We start from the raw sequence: 17,907 nt of genomic DNA, 5'->3' as shown, positions 1-17,907 counted from the left end.
ACAAAGATATGGCAAGGAAAAACAATTTTAGGTTAAGCAAACGTTAGGTTTAGGTTAAACTTTTGCCCGTTTTTACCTGTTTTAGTAGTACTTTTAGTAGTGATTTTATTGCGATTTTGCAGAAAAATGCTTTTGGAGGCTTGTAGCTTTGTTGCTTGAATAGCTTACGTTAAGTTTAGGTTAAGCAATGTTAGGTTTAGGTTAAGTAATTCTCCTTTTGGAGTTAAAGGAGTTATCGCTTCGCTATAACTCCAATTAACTCCTTCTATTCTTGAATCTTATTTCACCTCACTTCCCGGTTTAACAAGCTTTTCGGGAGTGATAACCGCCAATGTACCATCGTTGTTCTCGGCGCTTAGAATCATGCCTTCCGAAACAATTCCTTTTAATTTGCGGGGTGCCAGGTTAGCAATAAAGCACACCTGTTTGCCAACAAGATCTTCGGGTTTGTAGTACATCGCTATTCCCGAAACAATAGTGCGGGTTTCCAGTCCGTCGTCAATCTTGAATTGAAGAAGCTTATCGGCCTTAGGAACCTTTTGGCACTCTAATACTGTTCCTACACGGATATCCAGTTTGGTAAAGTCGTCGAAAGCAATGTTCTCGCGTATGGGTTTGGCTTTATAGTTGGCCTCTTCATTCGCCTTTTTAATATCGGCTAATCTTTGAATTTGTGCATCGATAACATCATCTTCCAGTTTTTCGAATAACAATTCGGCTTTATTCAAAGGATGTCCGGCAGCAAGCAGATCGGTGCTTCCCAGTGTTGCCCAATCGAATGTTTCCATATTAAGCATTTCGCGCAGCTTCTTCGAACTGAATGGAAGGAAGGGCTCAAAAGCAATAGATAAGTTGGCAACCAACTGCATACTTATATTTAGTATAGTAGCAACACGGGCCATATCTGTTTTGGCTAACTTCCAGGGCTCGGTATCAGCAAGATATTTGTTACCGATACGCGCCAGATTCATGGCTTCTTTCTGTGCATCGCGGAATTTAAATATATCAAGCAATTTTTCTACTTCCAATTTTACATCGGCAAACTCTTTCAGCGTTTCCTGGTCGTAATCGGTAAGTTCGCCCCTCTGGGGTACTTTGCCTTCAAAATATTTATGTGTAAGCACCAGTGCGCGGTTAACAAAATTACCGTAAACAGCCACCAACTCGTTATTATTGCGTGCCTGAAAATCTTTCCAGGTAAAGTCGTTATCCTTTGATTCGGGCGCATTTGCGGTAAGTACATAACGCAATACATCTTGTTTGCCGGGGAAGTCTTCCAGATACTCGTGCAGCCACACAGCCCAGTTGCGCGAAGTTGAAATCTTATCGCCTTCCAGATTCAGGAACTCATTTCCCGGAACATTATCGGGCAAAATGTAACTACCCTCGGCTTTCAACATAGCGGGGAATACAATGCAGTGGAATACAATATTATCCTTTCCTATAAAATGTACCAAGCGTGTATCTTCATCTTTCCACCATGTTTCCCATGAATCGGGCAACAATTCTTTGGTGTTAGAAATGTAACCAATCGGCGCATCGAACCATACATAGAGTACTTTACCATCGGCACCTTCAACCGGAACAGGGATACCCCAATCAAGATCACGACTTACCGCCCGGGGCTGTAACCCCATATCCAACCAGCTTTTGCACTGTCCGTAAACATTTGGACGCCATTCTTTGTGATCTTCCAGAATCCATTTGCGCAACCATGCTTCGTGTTGGTCGAGTGGCAGATACCAGTGTTTGGTTTCTTTCATTACTGGTTTGCTTCCGCTGATGGTACTCTTCGGATTAATTAAATCGGTAGGCGAGAGGGATGTGCCACATTTTTCACACTGGTCGCCATAAGCCCCTTCCGAATGGCAGTGAGGACACTCGCCGGTGATATACCTGTCGGCCAGGAACTGATGTGCCTCTTCATCATAATACTGTTCGGAAGTCTGTTCAATAAACCCGTTCTTATCATATATAGTACGGAATATCTGCGACGCTAAATCATGATGTGTTTTCGATGTTGTACGCGAATAGATATCAAAAGAAATTCCGAATTTTTCGAACGAGTCTTTGATCAGGTTATGGAAACGGTCAACAATATCCTGTGGGGTTACACCTTCTTTCTTAGCCCGTATGGTAATGGGCACACCATGTTCATCGGACCCGCCAATGAAAATAACATCTTCTTTCTTTAACCGGAGATACCGCACATAGATATCGGCTGGAACATATACACCAGCCATGTGACCAATATGAACCGGCCCGTTAGCATAGGGCAATGCCGAGGTTACGGTGGTTCGTTTGAATTTCTTTTCCATATATCTTTAACATTTTTTTCTGCATGCAAAGATAATATTAAAGTTCATGCAGTACTTTCAAATAACTTGCATTTATTTAATAGTAACTAATAAATTGGTATTATGAAAATCAAGTTGATATTTATTGTTTTGTTTGCATTTACTGCGTCTGGCCTGTTTCTCTCTTGTGATAATGAAGGAAAAATATATCCTGATTCGGCGTTGTATGGAAAATGGGAGTTAGTAGAATCGAGTATATACGGAGGGCAAGGTACTCAAAAAGATGCACCTGGCACTATACAAGAGTTTAAATCAGACGGAACGTACCATATTGATTATCCAGACAGGGAGAGCTTTAAATCCGAATATACCTTAGAGTCAGGAGTGGTTTACTTTGGTGTTCCCGGTAACCGCACAGCCATTAAATTCACTATTAAAGGGAATAAGTTGTATGAAACATACGATTATTCGGAAACGGAAGGCGCATGGTGTCTTGTAGGTTTCTACGAGACTGCCGTATGGAAAAGAGTTGATTAGTTATAGCTCACTTACCTACCTATATATTAAAAGACCTTAACGAAAGAACTTTAAATAGTAATTTATTTGTTTCTTTGCACCAAATTAGGGTAGAAAGTGTACATGTGTGTCGGTTGACATTCAGGTCTGTATCAGAAGGTAGGTAATGAATAAATTTAATATAAAAAGTTGTCCGCTGTGCAATAATGCATGTCTGGAAAAGGAACTAACCTGTACCGACAGCTTTGTGTCAGGCGAACAGTTCGACGTGTTCTGTTGCAAGGAATGCGGCTTCAAGTTTACGCAAAATTTTCCACAAGGATCCGAAATAGACCAATATTACAATTCTACCAATTACATCTCGCATTCCGACACCCATAAAGGCCTGGTAAACAGGCTCTATCATCGTGTGCGGAAACAAATGCTAAAGAAGAAAACCCAATTAGTACTTACCACCTCACTACTTAAAACAGGTAAATTATTAGATATAGGCACCGGTACCGGCTATTTTCCTGCTGCAATGCAGAAAGAAGGTTGGGATGTTGAAGCCATTGAGAAGAATGAGCAAACCCGCATTTATGCCAAAGAGAAATTCAACCTTAATGTACACAACGAAAGCGCATTAAACACTTTCAAGCCTCAAACTTTTGATGTTATAACACTTTGGCATGTTATGGAGCATCTGGAAAACCTGGATCAAGTATGGGCCAATCTTCATACATTGCTCAAAGATACAGGATTTCTGATCATTGCTGTTCCCAACTGTGCATCGTACGATGCCGAGTACTATAAAGAGCAATGGGCAGCTTATGATGTACCTCGCCATTTGTGGCATTTTACACCTGCCACCATACAGAAGTGGGGCGCCAAACATAACTTTGTTTTAGCATCACGGTACGCCATGCCGTTTGATGCCTTTTATATATCAATGCTAAGTGAGAAGAACAAGGGCAACAGTTCTGCGTTTATTAAAGGAATGTCCATGGGTGCCTGGTTCCGCTTGAAAACTTTGGCAAAGAAGGACAAAAGTAGTTCGATGATTTACATTTTCAGAAAAAAACGTAATGGCAAGTAAGAAGAAAAATAATGCACCATCATATTTTGATTTGCAGTTTCTAACCTCGACCATAAGTACTATGTTGGTGTTACTGCTACTGGGACTCGTAGCTTTCTTTGTCCTGGCAGCCGGTAATCTGTCGGTATATGTTCGCGAGAATCTCACTTTTTCCCTACTCATCAGTGACGAAATGAAAGAAGCAGATATACTTATTCTGCAATCAAAGTACAACAAAGAACCTTTTGTAAAAGAGTCGATATATATATCCAAAGATCAGGCCTTAAAAGAACATACCGAAGCAATGGGTACCGATCCAGAAGAGTTTCTGGGATATAACCCATTCCGTGCATCCCTGGAAATCAAACTAAACTCGGCATACACAAACTCAGACAGTATTGCCAAAATAGAGAAACTGATAAAGCAAAACTCAAACATTGAAGAAATATCCTACAGAAAAGAATTGATTGATGCCGTAAACGAGAATATGCGCAACATAAGTATTATATTACTGATATTCGCAGTTGTTTTAACACTCATCTCTTTCGAACTGATAAACAACACCATTAAGCTCGGCATTTATTCAAAGCGTTTCCTTATTCATACCATGAAACTGGTAGGAGCCAGTTGGGGATTTATACGGAAACCTTTTATCTGGAAAAATATATGGAGCGGTATTTTGGCAGCTCTATTGGCAAACACAATCCTGATAGGTGCAGCCTACTGGCTAATAACCTACGAACCGGATTTATTAAGAGTTATATCGCCGGATATCATGCTGATAGTTATGGGGGTAGTTCTAGCATTCGGAATACTTATTACTTTTCTGTGTGCTTACTTCTCCATCAATAAATACTTGAGGATGAAGGCTAATACGTTGTACTATATATAAGTTTTTGAGTTCTTAAGTTTTTGAGTTTTTAAGGAAGATAGACCTAACAACTCAAAAACTCAAAAACTCAAAAACTTAAAAACTCAAAAACTTAAAATAATGGATAAACAAAAATTTGCATTCGACAAGACTAACTTTATTTTGTTAGGAATAGGAATGGCTGTTGTCATTCTTGGTTTTATTTTAATGACCGGACCAGCTTCTACCGAAACTGCGTTTGAGCCAGACATTTTCAGTACCAGAAGAATTAAAGTAGCCCCTGCCGTTTGCTTTTTGGGTTTTATTTCAATGATATACGCTATTTTGCGCAAACCAAAAGCAAAGAAATAAAACATGAGTTGGTTTGAAGCATTGATACTGGGACTTATTCAGGGGTTAACCGAATATCTTCCGGTAAGTAGTAGTGGGCACTTGGCAATAGGTTCTGCTCTTTTTGGTATTAGTGGAGAAGAGAATCTAACCTTTGCCATAGCTGTACACGCCGCAACGGTATTAAGTACAATTGTAGTTCTGTGGAAAGAAATAGAATGGTTGTTTAAAGGTTTATTTAAGTTTCAGTGGAACGACGAAACCCGCTATGTAACAAACATTATTATTTCGATGATACCAATAGGTATTGTAGGAGTGTTTTTTAAAGACGAAGTTTCTGCCATCTTTGGCGAGGGTTTATTGATAGTTGGTTGCATGTTGTTGGTAACAGCCGCATTGCTTTCTTTCTCTTATTACTATAAACCCCGGCAGAAAGAAAAAATATCAATGAAAGATGCTTTCATAATTGGTATTTCACAGGCTTGCGCTATATTTCCCGGACTGTCGCGCTCGGGTACTACCATTGCAACCGGCCTATTGTTAGGCAACAAGAAAGAAAACATTGCACAGTTCTCTTTCTTGATGGTATTGGTTCCTATTCTGGGCGAAGCATTCCTCGATTTAATGAAAGGCGGTTTCAGTGCCGAAGCATCAGGCATACCTACTATATCGTTAGTGATAGGTTTTCTGGCAGCTTTCATATCCGGTTGTTTTGCCTGTAAGTGGATGATTAATATAGTGAAGAAAGGAAAACTGATTTATTTTGCAATTTACTGTGCCATAGCAGGGGTGGTAACCCTTGTATATTCATTATTCTAAACTGAATTCCAGAATGGAAGTAGTTAAAGGGAGTTATCAGGAGCTTCGCTCCTTAGGAGTTATAGCTCTAAGATACTTCAGAGCATCTAAAGCTTTAACTCCTTTAACTCCTAGCGAAGCGATAACTCCTGCCATTCTATAGTATGAATAATTTTAGTAATAGTAAGATTGTATAATAATATAATAACGCGCCAGCCAATTGGCACATTGGCATATTGGCACACTGGCACATTAAAAACAATGGATTTTAAAGCAGGCGAGGTTCTCTATCTGGACAAACCATACGAATGGACCTCCTTCAATCTGGTAAACCGGATACGGTATCAGTTGTGTAGAAAGTTAAACGTAAAGAAGTTGAAAGTTGGTCATGCAGGTACTCTCGATCCTCTGGCAACAGGTGTAATGATTATCTGTACAGGTAAAGCTACCAAACGAATAGAAGAGTTTCAATATCATACCAAAGAGTACATAGCTACTCTGCGGCTTGGGGCAACTACCCCGTCGTTCGACTTGGAAAAAGAGATAGATGCCACATATCCCACAGAACACATAACCTGTGAGATGGTTGAAGAAACTCTAAAGAAGTTTATAGGCGAAATACAGCAGGTACCACCAGCTTTTTCGGCATGTAAAATAGATGGTAAACGGGCTTACGATCTTGCCCGTAAAGGTGAAGAGGTTGAACTTAAACCAAAACTATTGGTTATTGATGAAATAGAGTTACTTGAATGTAACCTGCCCGAAATAAAAATAAGAGTTGTTTGTAGCAAAGGAACGTATATACGTGCACTGGCAAGAGATATTGGTGAAGCCCTGAACAGTGGCGCCCATCTAACCGGATTAATACGTACGCGGATTGGAGATGTTAAACTGGATGATTGTATGAATGTTGATCAATTCGCCGAATGGCTTTTGAGTTTATAAGTTTTTAAGTTTATAGTTTTTAAGTTACGATGCGGCATAGAAGGCAATTCAAAACTATAAACTTATAAACTTAAAAACTATAAACTCAACTTATAAACTTAAAAACTATAAACTCAAAAACTTAAATAATATGAAACTGTCGCAATTCAAATTTAAGCTCCCCGAAGAGAAAATAGCGTTGCATCCTACCAAATACAGGGATGAATCTCGCTTGATGGTTGTTCACAGAAAAACAGGTAAAGTAGAGCACAAAATCTTTAAGGATATCCTGGAGTATTTTAATGAAGATGATGTCTTTGTTTTTAACGACACTAAGGTATTCCCTGCCCGCCTTTATGGAAACAAGGAAAAAACAGGTGCCCGTATTGAAGTGTTCTTGTTGCGCGAGCTGAATGAAGAACTTCGCTTATGGGATGTATTGGTAGACCCCGCTCGTAAAATAAGAATAGGAAACAAACTCTATTTTGGCGATGACGACTCAATGGTGGCCGAAGTAATAGACAATACCACATCGCGCGGACGTACATTGCGTTTCTTGTACGATGGTCCACACGATGAATTCAAAAAAGCATTGTATGCTTTAGGCGAAACTCCACTACCACGTACCATTATTAACCGTCCGGTTGAGCCGGAAGATGCCGACCGTTTCCAATCTATTTTTGCACGCAATGAAGGAGCCGTAACTGCACCAACTGCAAACCTGCACTTTAGCCGTGAATTATTGAAACGTTTAGAAATTAAAGGTATCAACTTTGCTTATGTAACTTTGCATGCCGGTTTAGGAAACTTCCGCGATATTGATGTAGAAGACCTAACGAAGCACAAAATGGACTCGGAGCAAATGACTGTAACACCCGAAGCAGTTTCTATTATTAATAATGCAAAAGACATTCATAAAAATGTATGTGCTGTAGGTACAACAGTAATGAGGGCCATTGAAAGTACAGTTAGTACCGACGGGCATCTTAAATCGTACGAAGGCTGGACAAACAAATTTATCTTCCCACCGTACGACTTCACTGTGGCCAACAGCATGATATCGAACTTCCACATGCCATTATCGACCCTGTTGATGATTACTGCCGCTTTTGGAGGATACGATCTGATTATGGATTCATACAACACCGCCCTGAAAGAAGATTACCGCTTCGGTACGTATGGCGATGCAATGTTGATTGTTGATTAAAAAGTAATGAGTGATGAGTAGTGAGTTATGAGTTTTATTCTGCATAGTACTCAAAACTCATAACTCACTACTCCTAACTTATGATATACCTCAGTCTAGGAACCAATTTAGGCAACAAAGAAGAAAATCTTCGGAATGCTGTGGACGAAATAAATAAGCGGGTAGGGAATGTTGTATCCCTATCCGCTTTTTATGAAACCGAGCCTTGGGGATTTGACTCGGATAACACTTTTCTGAATGCGGCCTTAGCTGTCGATACCAAACTGTCGCCTTTCGAGCTTCTTGCTGTAACCAAAAAAATAGAAAAGCAATTGGGCAGAACAGCCAAAAGCATAAATAAATCTTATGCCGACCGCATAATCGATATTGATATTCTTCTCTACAACGACCTTATTTTAAACACCAACGAGCTGGTATTGCCCCATCCGTTAATGACACAACGCTCCTTTGTTATGGAACCACTTGTGGAGATTGCTCCCGATGTAATTCATCCGGTATTATTAAAAACAATGAAAGAACTATAGTTTCTTCCGGTAGTCGGCTGGTGTAATGCCATAATGATTTTTAAAGCATTTACTGAAATAAGCCGGACTAGAAAAGCCCAGTTGATAGGCAATCTCACCAATAGTCAATCCGTTTTCACTCAATAACACCAAGCATTTATTGAGTTTCATCTGTAACAGATAATCATTCGGCGTCATTCCTGTGATGTTTTTAATCTGGCTAAACAAACGTGTTCTTCCAACCCCCAGTTCCTTACTCCAAATTGAAGTGTCGAAATTTGGATTACTCAGATTATTCTCTACTACTTGGCGCGCAAGTGCCAGAAACTCCCTATCGCGCTTATTGGTAGTCATTTCCTCATCAGTTTGCTGTACATGACTATTATGATAGTGCGAAAGCTTTTGCGTTTTCTTCACCAGTTGATTGCACTTTAATATCAAGATGTCAACATTAAACGGCTTAACAATATATTCATCGGCTCCAACCCTGATACTTTCAATCTCTTGTTTTTCGGAAGGCTGGGAAGACAGTAAAATAACTGGGATATGAAACGTACGTATGTTGTTCTTTAGCATATTACACAACTCTATTCCATTTGTTTCCGGAATCATAATCTCCGATATAATGATATCTATTTCCTGATTGCTTGCGTACTCGTAAGCCTCTTTCGCATTATCCATTTCAATCACTTCATAGTTAAATGAAAACATTTCTTTTAAAAGAAGCCGTATATCATCGTTATTTTCCACAAGCAACAATTTAATTCTTTGCTTACCTGTTTGTGATTCTTGTTCTGATTTCAATTCTTCTTCCTCTGGTAGTTTATTTAATTGCACAACAGAATAATCTTCTTGGTTTAGATGATTAATCTGAATCTCTTCATTTTTGAAATGAGAGTTTCCCATATTCAACCTGATAGTGAAAATTAACTCATTCTCGCCTACCTCCAATTGAATCTCTCCTTTGTGTAATATAATAATTCGTTTACTAAACAGCAGGCTCATACCTCCACCAGTGAGCGAGGAAAATTCACTGATATGTACAGTGTCACTATTCATCAATTTGGTTAAATAATCGCATGTTTCTTTTTGCAGAGCCAAACCATTATACTTTATTGATACTTCAATTTGTTCGTTTTTTCTGTTAAGGCACAAAGAAATAGAATCTTTTTTTGTTGCAAAATCAAAAACAAAAGCAAGCAAATTGTAGATAACCTTCTGAAAGAGTTTGAGGTCTATAAATGCATAAATATATTCTTCGGATTGTAAATATTTATAAGTAACTTTTTTGTCGCTGGCAAAATCAACATAGATATCATAGATTTTTTCAAGAAAAAGATTCAGCTCTATTGCTACAACATTAAGTTTGAGGTTGTTCTGCTCAATCCTCCGTATGTCGTTCAGCTCTGAGATAAGATCTTGTAACCGCAGTGTCTGCACCTTTATCTTATCCAACTTTTTTTGGACATTGTGTGGCATTTCACGAATTAACCGTTCGGTTTGCGAAAGTATTAATGTTACTGGAGTACGAAACTCGTTAGACAGATTGATAAAGAGATCCATCCGGTTTTTATTAATCTCTTCGATCTGTGTTATTTCATTTTTCTTGCTGGCCAGCGATGCTAACAAAATGGTTCTGTTTTTTGCAAAACGAACAATGAAAAGTAGTACTATACCCAGTAAAATTAAATATGCAATAATTGCAGGGAAAGATGTCCATGCTGATGATTGAATATGAATATCAAGTTCAATCGTCTTGTTGATATTATTTTTCTCTCTTACAAGTAATGTATACTTTCCTGGAGGAAGTGAATTATATGTAATACTCTTATATTGAGTAATATTCCAATGCTCATCAATCCCATCCATTTTATACTCAAACACATTTTCTTTAGTAGAAAGATAATTAGTTATAGCAAAATCAATAGTAAATGTGTTGTGTTTGTATGGCAGAGATATCTTTGATGCTTTAAATAGAGGCTTTGGGAGAATACCAGACGAAACCTCAATAGGAATGTTATTTATGGAAAGAGATGAAAAGTAAAGCGAATACTCGGACTTATCTACTATTAGATCTTTTTCAGAAAAGCACAACAAGCCATACAACCCACCAATATATATTCTGTCTGAAAAACGCGATGAGAGTATTCCACAATCTCCACTCAAAGCACCCAATGGGTATGAGTTGGAAAGAGGAATATGATGTATGGAGTTTACTTGATCTCGTGTAGTGAGATTCAATATGGATATTCCTCTATTGGTGGTTACAATCAGATTATCGTACCATGAAAACCTTACATTATAAGCAATATTGCTTATAATCTGATTATTTTCTTCTATGTAGCTAATGAATTCATCCTTTTTATTATCGTAAGCAAGCACACCAGCATTGAGTGTGGCCATAAATATTCCTTTTTTGCTATGTTCGCAGATGTCAACTACTGCACTTGGAATATGCTGCTTATTTTTAATGCCGTCACCATAATACTTGAGAATCTGGTTTGTTTTTAAGTTCACTGTAAATAGCCCATGAGTGTAAGACGAAACCCATAGAACATCATTCTTGTCAACAAAAATAGTTCTTGTAATACCTGAGCATAGACTATGAAGTTCTTCGTCATCAAACAACCTGCTGATTTTCAAGGTTCCGGTATGAAGGCAAAATATGCCATCTTGTGTTCTTAATATAAGATATTGTTTATAGGGAATCATTTCTTCAATAATCCTCTTATAAGCACTGTTTAAAATAGAATCATTAATTGAATGGATTTGTTTTTTTTCCAGATTATAGTAACTGATTCCCTGCATATACTCGCTGATGAAAAGACGCTTATTTATTCTATCCAGCCATAAGCTCCTGATTTTATTATTGCGTAAGCCATCCTTTTTCTTTAAATGATAAAAGCTTTCAAAGTCGGCATGCTTTATATTTATACCGCTGCCTTCTGTGGCAATGTAAAGGATTTGATTATCATCCTCAATCATTTTACCAATTACAGCTCCGTGTAAACGTTTGCGGTGGTTTTCATCAGTTGCATAATATGTATAATTATCTACCTCAGGGTTGAAGTACCTTACATTACCATAATAAGACCCTACCCACAAACTGCCCTGCTGGTCTAAACAAAGTGCGTAAATGTTCGATTCGGGCAATACATGATTTACAATGGTTGCCTGCTCGTTATTTCCATATATATCCTTCTTAATTTGATACAGCCCCGACAGCGTACCCAACCAGATAGAACCAATTTTATCTTCCATTACACAAAAAATGGTACTAGGTTCCTGATATCCGGCAGTATCTATCTTGAGCAGTTGTGGTATATACGAACCTGGTCTTGTGGTGTATATTTTTGCAGAGCGTGTTATAATCCAAATATAATTGTTCGAATCTTTATATAAGCAATCAGTACTTTCGTTTTCGAGCATTCTCATTCTAATTGTTCTCAACTGAACATCTACAATAAATATGCCCTGAGGCGATGCGAGCCAAAACACATCGTTTCCTACATAAAGTATATCTTTCACTCCAGTGATGTGATCGGGCATTACAACTAACTGGTTCACCTCGCCTGTTTCCCAGTTGTATTCATTAAATCCACCATTCCCGAAATAGTACACCCTATTATTTAAACAATAAATAGAATTGGTTTTTATATCTGTAAGATGAAGTTTTTTGGTTTCGAGATCCATTCTTATAAGTTTATCTTCTACTAGCGCAAACAGTGAAGAATGATTTCCGGTTATTGCATGTACATTAGCATCTTCAACGCCTCTAAAGTAAGTAGATAGGCGAAAGGTTTCCACATTTTCTCCATCGTAACAGTTTAATGCATCATTACCTATCCACATTCTGCCCAATGTGTCTTGCCAGATTGAGACTGCTGATGATTGTGAGAGCCCATCAATACTTCCCAATTGCTGGAAATATATGTTACGAGACAGAGCGAAAGTATTACACAAAAACAAAAGTAAAAATGCAAGTGACTGTGCTTTCATATAGGTTAATTTGGATATTTATATACAATTTTAGTACTAATTACTGTTGTTTATATAACAGTTTCGTTCGATTATACCCTAAAATCGTTCGACGAACAGTGGCGCTATGCAAAAAGAACTTACTTATGCGTTCGTAAAAAGAATACTTCATAGTTTTGGAGCAGAAGAATGCAGCAATTGATTAATGCTGTTTTTTCTAAACAGTTTTATCTAATACTATTATTAACTTAAGATCTAATTATGCTTAAAGTGAAAAAGTTTTATTGCACACTTTTGCTGGTTCTGGCAGTGTGCTTTTCCGGGAGTGTATTTGCTACGGACTCACAAACTTTCGGAATTAATTCCATCGATCAAAAAAAGCGGAAAGTTACAGGTACAGTACTGGACGATTATGGTCCTGTTATTGGTGCATCTGTATTAGTGAAAGGTACTTCAACAGGTACTATTACTAATTTTGACGGGAAGTTTTCTATCGAAGTAAGTGACAATCAAATACTGGTTGTTTCATTTACAGGCTATGAGACACAAGAAATTCAAGTTAACGGGCAAAGTAATCTTATTGTTAACATGAAAGAAGATGCCCAAACGCTAGACGAAGTGGTAGTAACTGCTTTGGGTATCAAGAAGGACGCAAAGAAGTTGGGTTACGCAGTTAGCACTATTGGTGCAGGCGAGTTAACTAAAACAGCATCTCAGAATCTAGGTTCTGCCCTTTATGGTAAAGCATCAGGGGTACGTATTCAAACCGCTCCAGGTGGTGCTACAGGATCTATCTCTATTAACGTACGTGGATTGAACTCTATTACAGGTAACAACCAACCACTTATCATAGTTGATGGTGTACCCATTCGTAATGGTAATGCCAATGAAAGTGGCTACTGGACAGACCAACGTATTAACTCAAACGGTTTAGCCGACATTAATCCGGAAGATATTGAAACGCTTTCTATCTTGAAAGGTGCGTCTGCATCTGCATTATATGGTTCGGAAGCTGCTAATGGGGTGGTAATGATTACAACAAAAAACGGTAAAGGAAGTAAAGGTTTTGGCGTAGACCTTAACGCTAGCATTACAGCCGATTATGTAGCTTATATGCCTGAATACCAAACAACTTATGGACCAGGTACACGTGTAAATGCACGCAGTACCAACAATGGCGGACACACTGATTGGGAAGATGGTTGGTACTTGCGTAAAGACAGAAATGGAATTGAACGTAACTCTATTATGGCTACAGGTTACTATTATGGTCCTAAATATGATAGCAGCAAAGAAGTATTATATTATGATGGAACAATGCGTTCATATCAGGTGATTAATAAAAATCCATGGAAAGAATTATTCCGTACCGGATACAATCAACAATACAATGTTGCCATAACAAATGGTACAGATAAAGGCAATATGCGTTTATCTTATACATATGTGGACAATCTACCTACTCAGTATAACTCTACATATAAAAAACACAATTTCAACCTAACAGGTAGTCACAAAATATCAGAAACATTAAAGGTTGACTATACAGCAAACTATATTCTGCAAGATATTAAAAACCGTCCCTATCGTATCAGTCGTTTGACGAATAACTTCACAGGTATGTTTGGACCGTATGATGATATTGCATATTTAAGAAATAGTACAAGAACTAGCTTAGGTTATCTCAATCAACTATATAATGCAGAAACTCAATTAACACCCAACGAAGGTTTGGAGTATACACCATATATTTCTTCTTTGCAGTCAGAGTATTATTGGAATATCCTTGCTAAAGAGCAATTGGAAACCAGTAACCGTTTAATAGCCAGTATTGCTCCAAGTTGGCAAATTATTAATGGCTTAACTTTGCGTGGACGTATTGCTACAGATTATACTACAGAAAAAATAGAGAAAAAAGAAAGCACAGAACAATCTCTCTCTTTTGGTAACTATAGTGGATACTATGGTCTTGAAAACGCACGCTATCAAACTGTTTTTGGTGATATAATGTTGAACTATGACATGAAACTTACCGACAAATTGGATTTAAGCGCAATGGTAGGCTGGACAGGTAGAACTGAAACCGCGTTCAGTAGCACTGTGGGTACATCTGGTGGTTTGTCTGTAGAGAACTGGTTTCACCTGAACGCAAGCGCCGGACCTTCTCCCAAAGGGGCAAGCATGTATAAATCAGAATTCCTTAAAACAGCTTGGCTAGGAACATTAAGCCTCTCTTATGATAACTGGGCTTATTTAGAAGGTACTGCACGGCAAGAAAAAATTTCTACTTTAGCCAAAGGAAACAACTCGTTCTTTTACCCATCGGCAAATGCCAGTATTGTATATACTGAGCTGATGAAAGACAGTAAACCTACATGGCATGATTATGGAAAAATCCGTTTATCGTATGGTGTAGTAGGTAATGCTCCAGAGATTTATAAAGCAACTCAAGGTTATACACAAAAATCAGCAGGTGGTTACATCTACAATACAATAGGTCAGGAGTTAGGAAACGAGAATGTTAAACCAGAAAAGAAATATGAATGGGAAATTGGTTTAGAAGGTAAGTTCTTTGGTAACCGTTTAGGGTTCGATGCATCTTTCTATACAAACAGAATTGAAGATCAGATTTTGAAAACCACAATGCCTGGCTCATCTGGTGGAACAAGTATTTGGATGAATGTGGGTGAGTTACAAAACAAAGGTTTTGAACTCTCATTATATGGTAGCCCTATTCGCACCAAAGACTTCAACTGGGAACTTCGCACCAACTTCTCTTGGTATAGAAACAAAGTTACGAAATTGAATGAAGGTATTGATAAACTAGAGCATTGGAACCTGGATGGTGGCTCGGCCTATATGTACTCTATTGTAGGACGTCCAATGGGAGACATTTATGCATTGATGCCTGCCAAAGATGAAAATGGCAATAACATTGTAACTTCCGATGGATATTACAAACTAACTGATGAGGTTGTAAGAGTAGGTAATGCATTGCCTAAATTTACAGGAGGTTTTGCAACCACTGTAACTTACAAAGATTTCTTCTTCGATTTATCACTCGATTATCGTGTGGGTGGTGCTGTAATGAATACTCCTTATCAATACATGATGAGACAGGGTACTTTAGTTGAGTCAATGAAATATCGTGATACCAAACATGGTGGTTTAACTTATTATCTGGATGGAACAACTTGTGTGCCTCACACTGGAACAACCGGACCTAATGGACAAAAAGTATATGACAACGGTGTAATTCTTAATGGTGTGAAAGAAGATGGAACCCCTAACGATGTTATGATTGGAGCAGATAGTTATTATACATATACTTATGGTTGGGGAGGCTCTAATCCGTCAGGAAAAGTATATTATGGACAATCTGTTTTTGATAATTCTTATATAAAAGTACGCGAACTTTCTATTGGCTATAATTTGCCATCGAAATTGCTTTCAAAATTTGCTTGTAGAAGTTTACAAGTGTCAATTTACGGACGCAACCTGTTCTACATCTATAGAAACATGCCTGCATTTGATGCAGAAGCATCTGATGCAACTAATTGGATTTCGCAAACACAACTTGGGGGCTCTACTGCTACTACCCGTTCGTTTGGAGTATCGTTACGTGCAAGTTTCTAGCAAAGAAATTTATTTAACTAAAAAAACAAAGAAATGAAAAATATATTTTCACTACTATTAGGGTTGATGATGGTATGCGGTTTCAGTGCTTGTTCTGATGATGACTATACCAAAAAGTATGCAAATCCGGGCCAAACGGCAACTGTTTCTTGTGAAAAGCTCATGACAGGAGTGTTTTTCACAGGGGCACAATATACCTACAATTCTTATTGGCGCATGTGGACATGGGAAAACAATGGGTTATCCAAATATGCACAAACTATTGGTTTTACAAATTCGGAGGGAAGCGTCTATTCAATCAATGACAGTTATGCAAATGACCGTTGGATAAACTTTTATAAAGTGCTGACTCAATTCAGAGTATTACAAAACACATATGATAAATTAACTGATGAAGGAAAAACAACATTCAGGGTATTCTCTATACTGTCCGAAATATTTGTGTATGATCATCTGTCGCAAGTGATCGATGTTTTTGGTGATGTGCCTTTTAGTACTGCTGGTTATTTGGCAATTACTGGTGATGTAGTTACTTCGTATCCATCTTATGATAATGCTGCCGACTTGTATACTATGATGCTTGATAATCTTGGAACTCTTTATACCGAGCTAAAATCACTCAGCAGCAGTATGTCATCACTTACAACTTCATACTTAACAGCGCAGGATTTTATTAATGGTGGAGATCTTACAAAATGGATGAAATATTGTAATTCACTTCGTTTGCGTTTGGCTACACGCGTTGCCTCTCAAGGAACCTTGGCATCGAAAGGACAATCGGTTATTAATGAAATTTTAAGCAACAACTATCCTTTGGTTGAACAGTTAACCGAAAACATTCAGGTATTATCAGATGACAGCGATGCCTCATCTACAGCCGATCCTGCTGGTTTAAACTATGGTGATGCTTTTTTTGATGGCTTCAAAGATCACAGTCGTGCTAATCAGGCAATGCTAGATGTTATGCTTACCAAAGAAGAACTGGGCGAAAATGATCCGCGTTTGGTTGTAATGTATTCAACAAATGCAAAAGGAGAATATAAAGGCTACTCAACTCATGAAACTTATGATGAACAAGTAACTAACACCAGTGGAATAGCCGAATCTGAACGTGTATATTCTCGCATAGACTCTACTACGGTTATATACAATAGAAATATGAAAAGTCCTATAATCACCGCTGCCGAAGTAAATTTGATGAAAGCCGAAGCTTATCAAAAAGGATGGGCAAATGGTGATGCCAAACAAGCTTTTGTTGATGGTGTATTAGAGTCAGTTAAATTCTATTACGACCAGAACAATGAGGCCGTTAACACATTTCTAACAACATCGCCTATAAAAAAAGTAGAAATGCCAAACGAAAGTGATATAATTGCTTTTGCAGAAAAAATGTGGGACAAAGCGGCTAATAAAGAAGAAATTATTGGTATACAAAAATGGCTGAATTTTGGATTCTTACAAGGTGGACAGGCATGGAATGAGGTTCGTAGAACTGGTTATCCATCTCTTTATTGCCCAAGCGATCCAACCGCTCAGGTTTTGAAAGAAACTCCAAACAGAGTAATGTACCCAAATTCTGAACGCAGTTACAATACAGCTAAATATCAAGAACAAGTTCAAACGATGCCTGATGGTGATAGCTATTACACTAAGTTATTTTGGGCTAAATAATTCACTCCATATAAACACTATGATAACCTTAAATCCAAATTAGTAGAACCAATTGGTTATTAGTGATGGGTTGCCCGGATAGGGTAGCCCATTGCTTTTTAAAAACTTATTTTTTGTCAGGT

At 38.0% G+C, this 17,907-nt stretch carries 12 protein-coding genes; 10 read left to right on the top strand and 2 right to left on the bottom strand.

Annotated features, from left to right (window positions below; all coding sequences use genetic code 11):
* Positions 1-278: 278 nt before the first annotated feature.
* Positions 279-2,318, bottom strand: coding sequence for a methionine--tRNA ligase (gene metG, locus D0T85_RS05435; RefSeq protein WP_163211017.1), 2,040 nt, complete (start codon positions 2,316-2,318; stop codon positions 279-281).
* A gap of 102 nt (positions 2,319-2,420) precedes the next feature.
* On the opposite strand from metG, the gene D0T85_RS05430 reads away from it, so the two are divergent.
* The 8 genes from D0T85_RS05430 to folK all read left to right on the top strand — a co-directional run bounded on the left by D0T85_RS05430 (position 2,421) and on the right by folK (position 8,521).
* Complete coding sequence (locus D0T85_RS05430; RefSeq protein WP_163211015.1) at positions 2,421-2,834, top strand: hypothetical protein; 414 nt, start codon at positions 2,421-2,423, stop codon at positions 2,832-2,834.
* 145 nt (positions 2,835-2,979) lie between these two features.
* Positions 2,980-3,888: a bifunctional 2-polyprenyl-6-hydroxyphenol methylase/3-demethylubiquinol 3-O-methyltransferase UbiG gene (locus D0T85_RS05425; protein WP_163211013.1), complete on the top strand. Its 909-nt coding sequence runs from the start codon at positions 2,980-2,982 to the stop codon at positions 3,886-3,888.
* A complete protein-coding gene (locus tag D0T85_RS05420; protein ID WP_163211011.1) occupies positions 3,878-4,759 on the top strand; it encodes an ABC transporter permease in 882 nt (293 codons plus the stop codon). Before D0T85_RS05425 ends, D0T85_RS05420 begins: the two co-directional genes overlap by 11 nt.
* A 99-nt stretch (positions 4,760-4,858) precedes the next feature.
* The gene (locus D0T85_RS05415) at positions 4,859-5,089 is read left to right on the top strand and encodes a DUF3098 domain-containing protein (protein WP_203558419.1); all 231 of its coding nucleotides are present in this window, start codon (positions 4,859-4,861) and stop codon (positions 5,087-5,089) included.
* Positions 5,090-5,092: 3 nt separating this feature from the next.
* Entirely contained in the window at positions 5,093-5,887 is a 795-nt protein-coding gene (locus tag D0T85_RS05410; protein ID WP_163211009.1) for an undecaprenyl-diphosphate phosphatase, read from the top strand.
* Positions 5,888-6,127: 240 nt separating this feature from the next.
* Positions 6,128-6,811, top strand: a complete 684-nt coding sequence (gene truB, locus D0T85_RS05405; RefSeq protein ID WP_163211007.1) for a tRNA pseudouridine(55) synthase TruB — start codon at positions 6,128-6,130, stop codon at positions 6,809-6,811.
* A 130-nt stretch (positions 6,812-6,941) separates the two neighbouring features.
* Entirely contained in the window at positions 6,942-7,997 is a 1,056-nt protein-coding gene (gene queA, locus D0T85_RS05400; RefSeq protein WP_163211005.1) for a tRNA preQ1(34) S-adenosylmethionine ribosyltransferase-isomerase QueA, read from the top strand.
* An 80-nt stretch (positions 7,998-8,077) separates the two neighbouring features.
* On the top strand, positions 8,078-8,521 hold the full coding sequence (gene folK / locus D0T85_RS05395) for a 2-amino-4-hydroxy-6-hydroxymethyldihydropteridine diphosphokinase (protein ID WP_163211003.1): 444 nt from the start codon (positions 8,078-8,080) through the stop codon (positions 8,519-8,521).
* Here folK and D0T85_RS05390 read toward each other — a convergent pair.
* Positions 8,516-12,499, bottom strand: a complete 3,984-nt coding sequence (locus tag D0T85_RS05390; protein ID WP_163211001.1) for a hybrid sensor histidine kinase/response regulator transcription factor — start codon at positions 12,497-12,499, stop codon at positions 8,516-8,518. The genes folK and D0T85_RS05390 overlap by 6 nt on opposite strands.
* A gap of 240 nt (positions 12,500-12,739) precedes the next feature.
* Here D0T85_RS05390 and D0T85_RS05385 point away from each other — a divergent pair, with 240 nt between their 5' ends.
* Both D0T85_RS05385 and D0T85_RS05380 read left to right on the top strand, forming a co-directional pair.
* Positions 12,740-16,114, top strand: a complete 3,375-nt coding sequence (locus D0T85_RS05385) for a SusC/RagA family TonB-linked outer membrane protein (RefSeq protein WP_163210999.1) — start codon at positions 12,740-12,742, stop codon at positions 16,112-16,114.
* A gap of 33 nt (positions 16,115-16,147) precedes the next feature.
* The gene (locus D0T85_RS05380; protein ID WP_163210997.1) at positions 16,148-17,785 is read left to right on the top strand and encodes a SusD/RagB family nutrient-binding outer membrane lipoprotein; all 1,638 of its coding nucleotides are present in this window, start codon (positions 16,148-16,150) and stop codon (positions 17,783-17,785) included.
* The last annotated feature ends 122 nt before the right edge of the window (positions 17,786-17,907 follow it).

Origin of the sequence: Bacteroides sp. 519, from assembly GCF_010500955.1 — a bacterium.
Lineage (GTDB): Bacteria > Bacteroidota > Bacteroidia > Bacteroidales > Bacteroidaceae > Bacteroides.
This window is presented reverse-complemented; position numbering and strand designations above follow the sequence as displayed.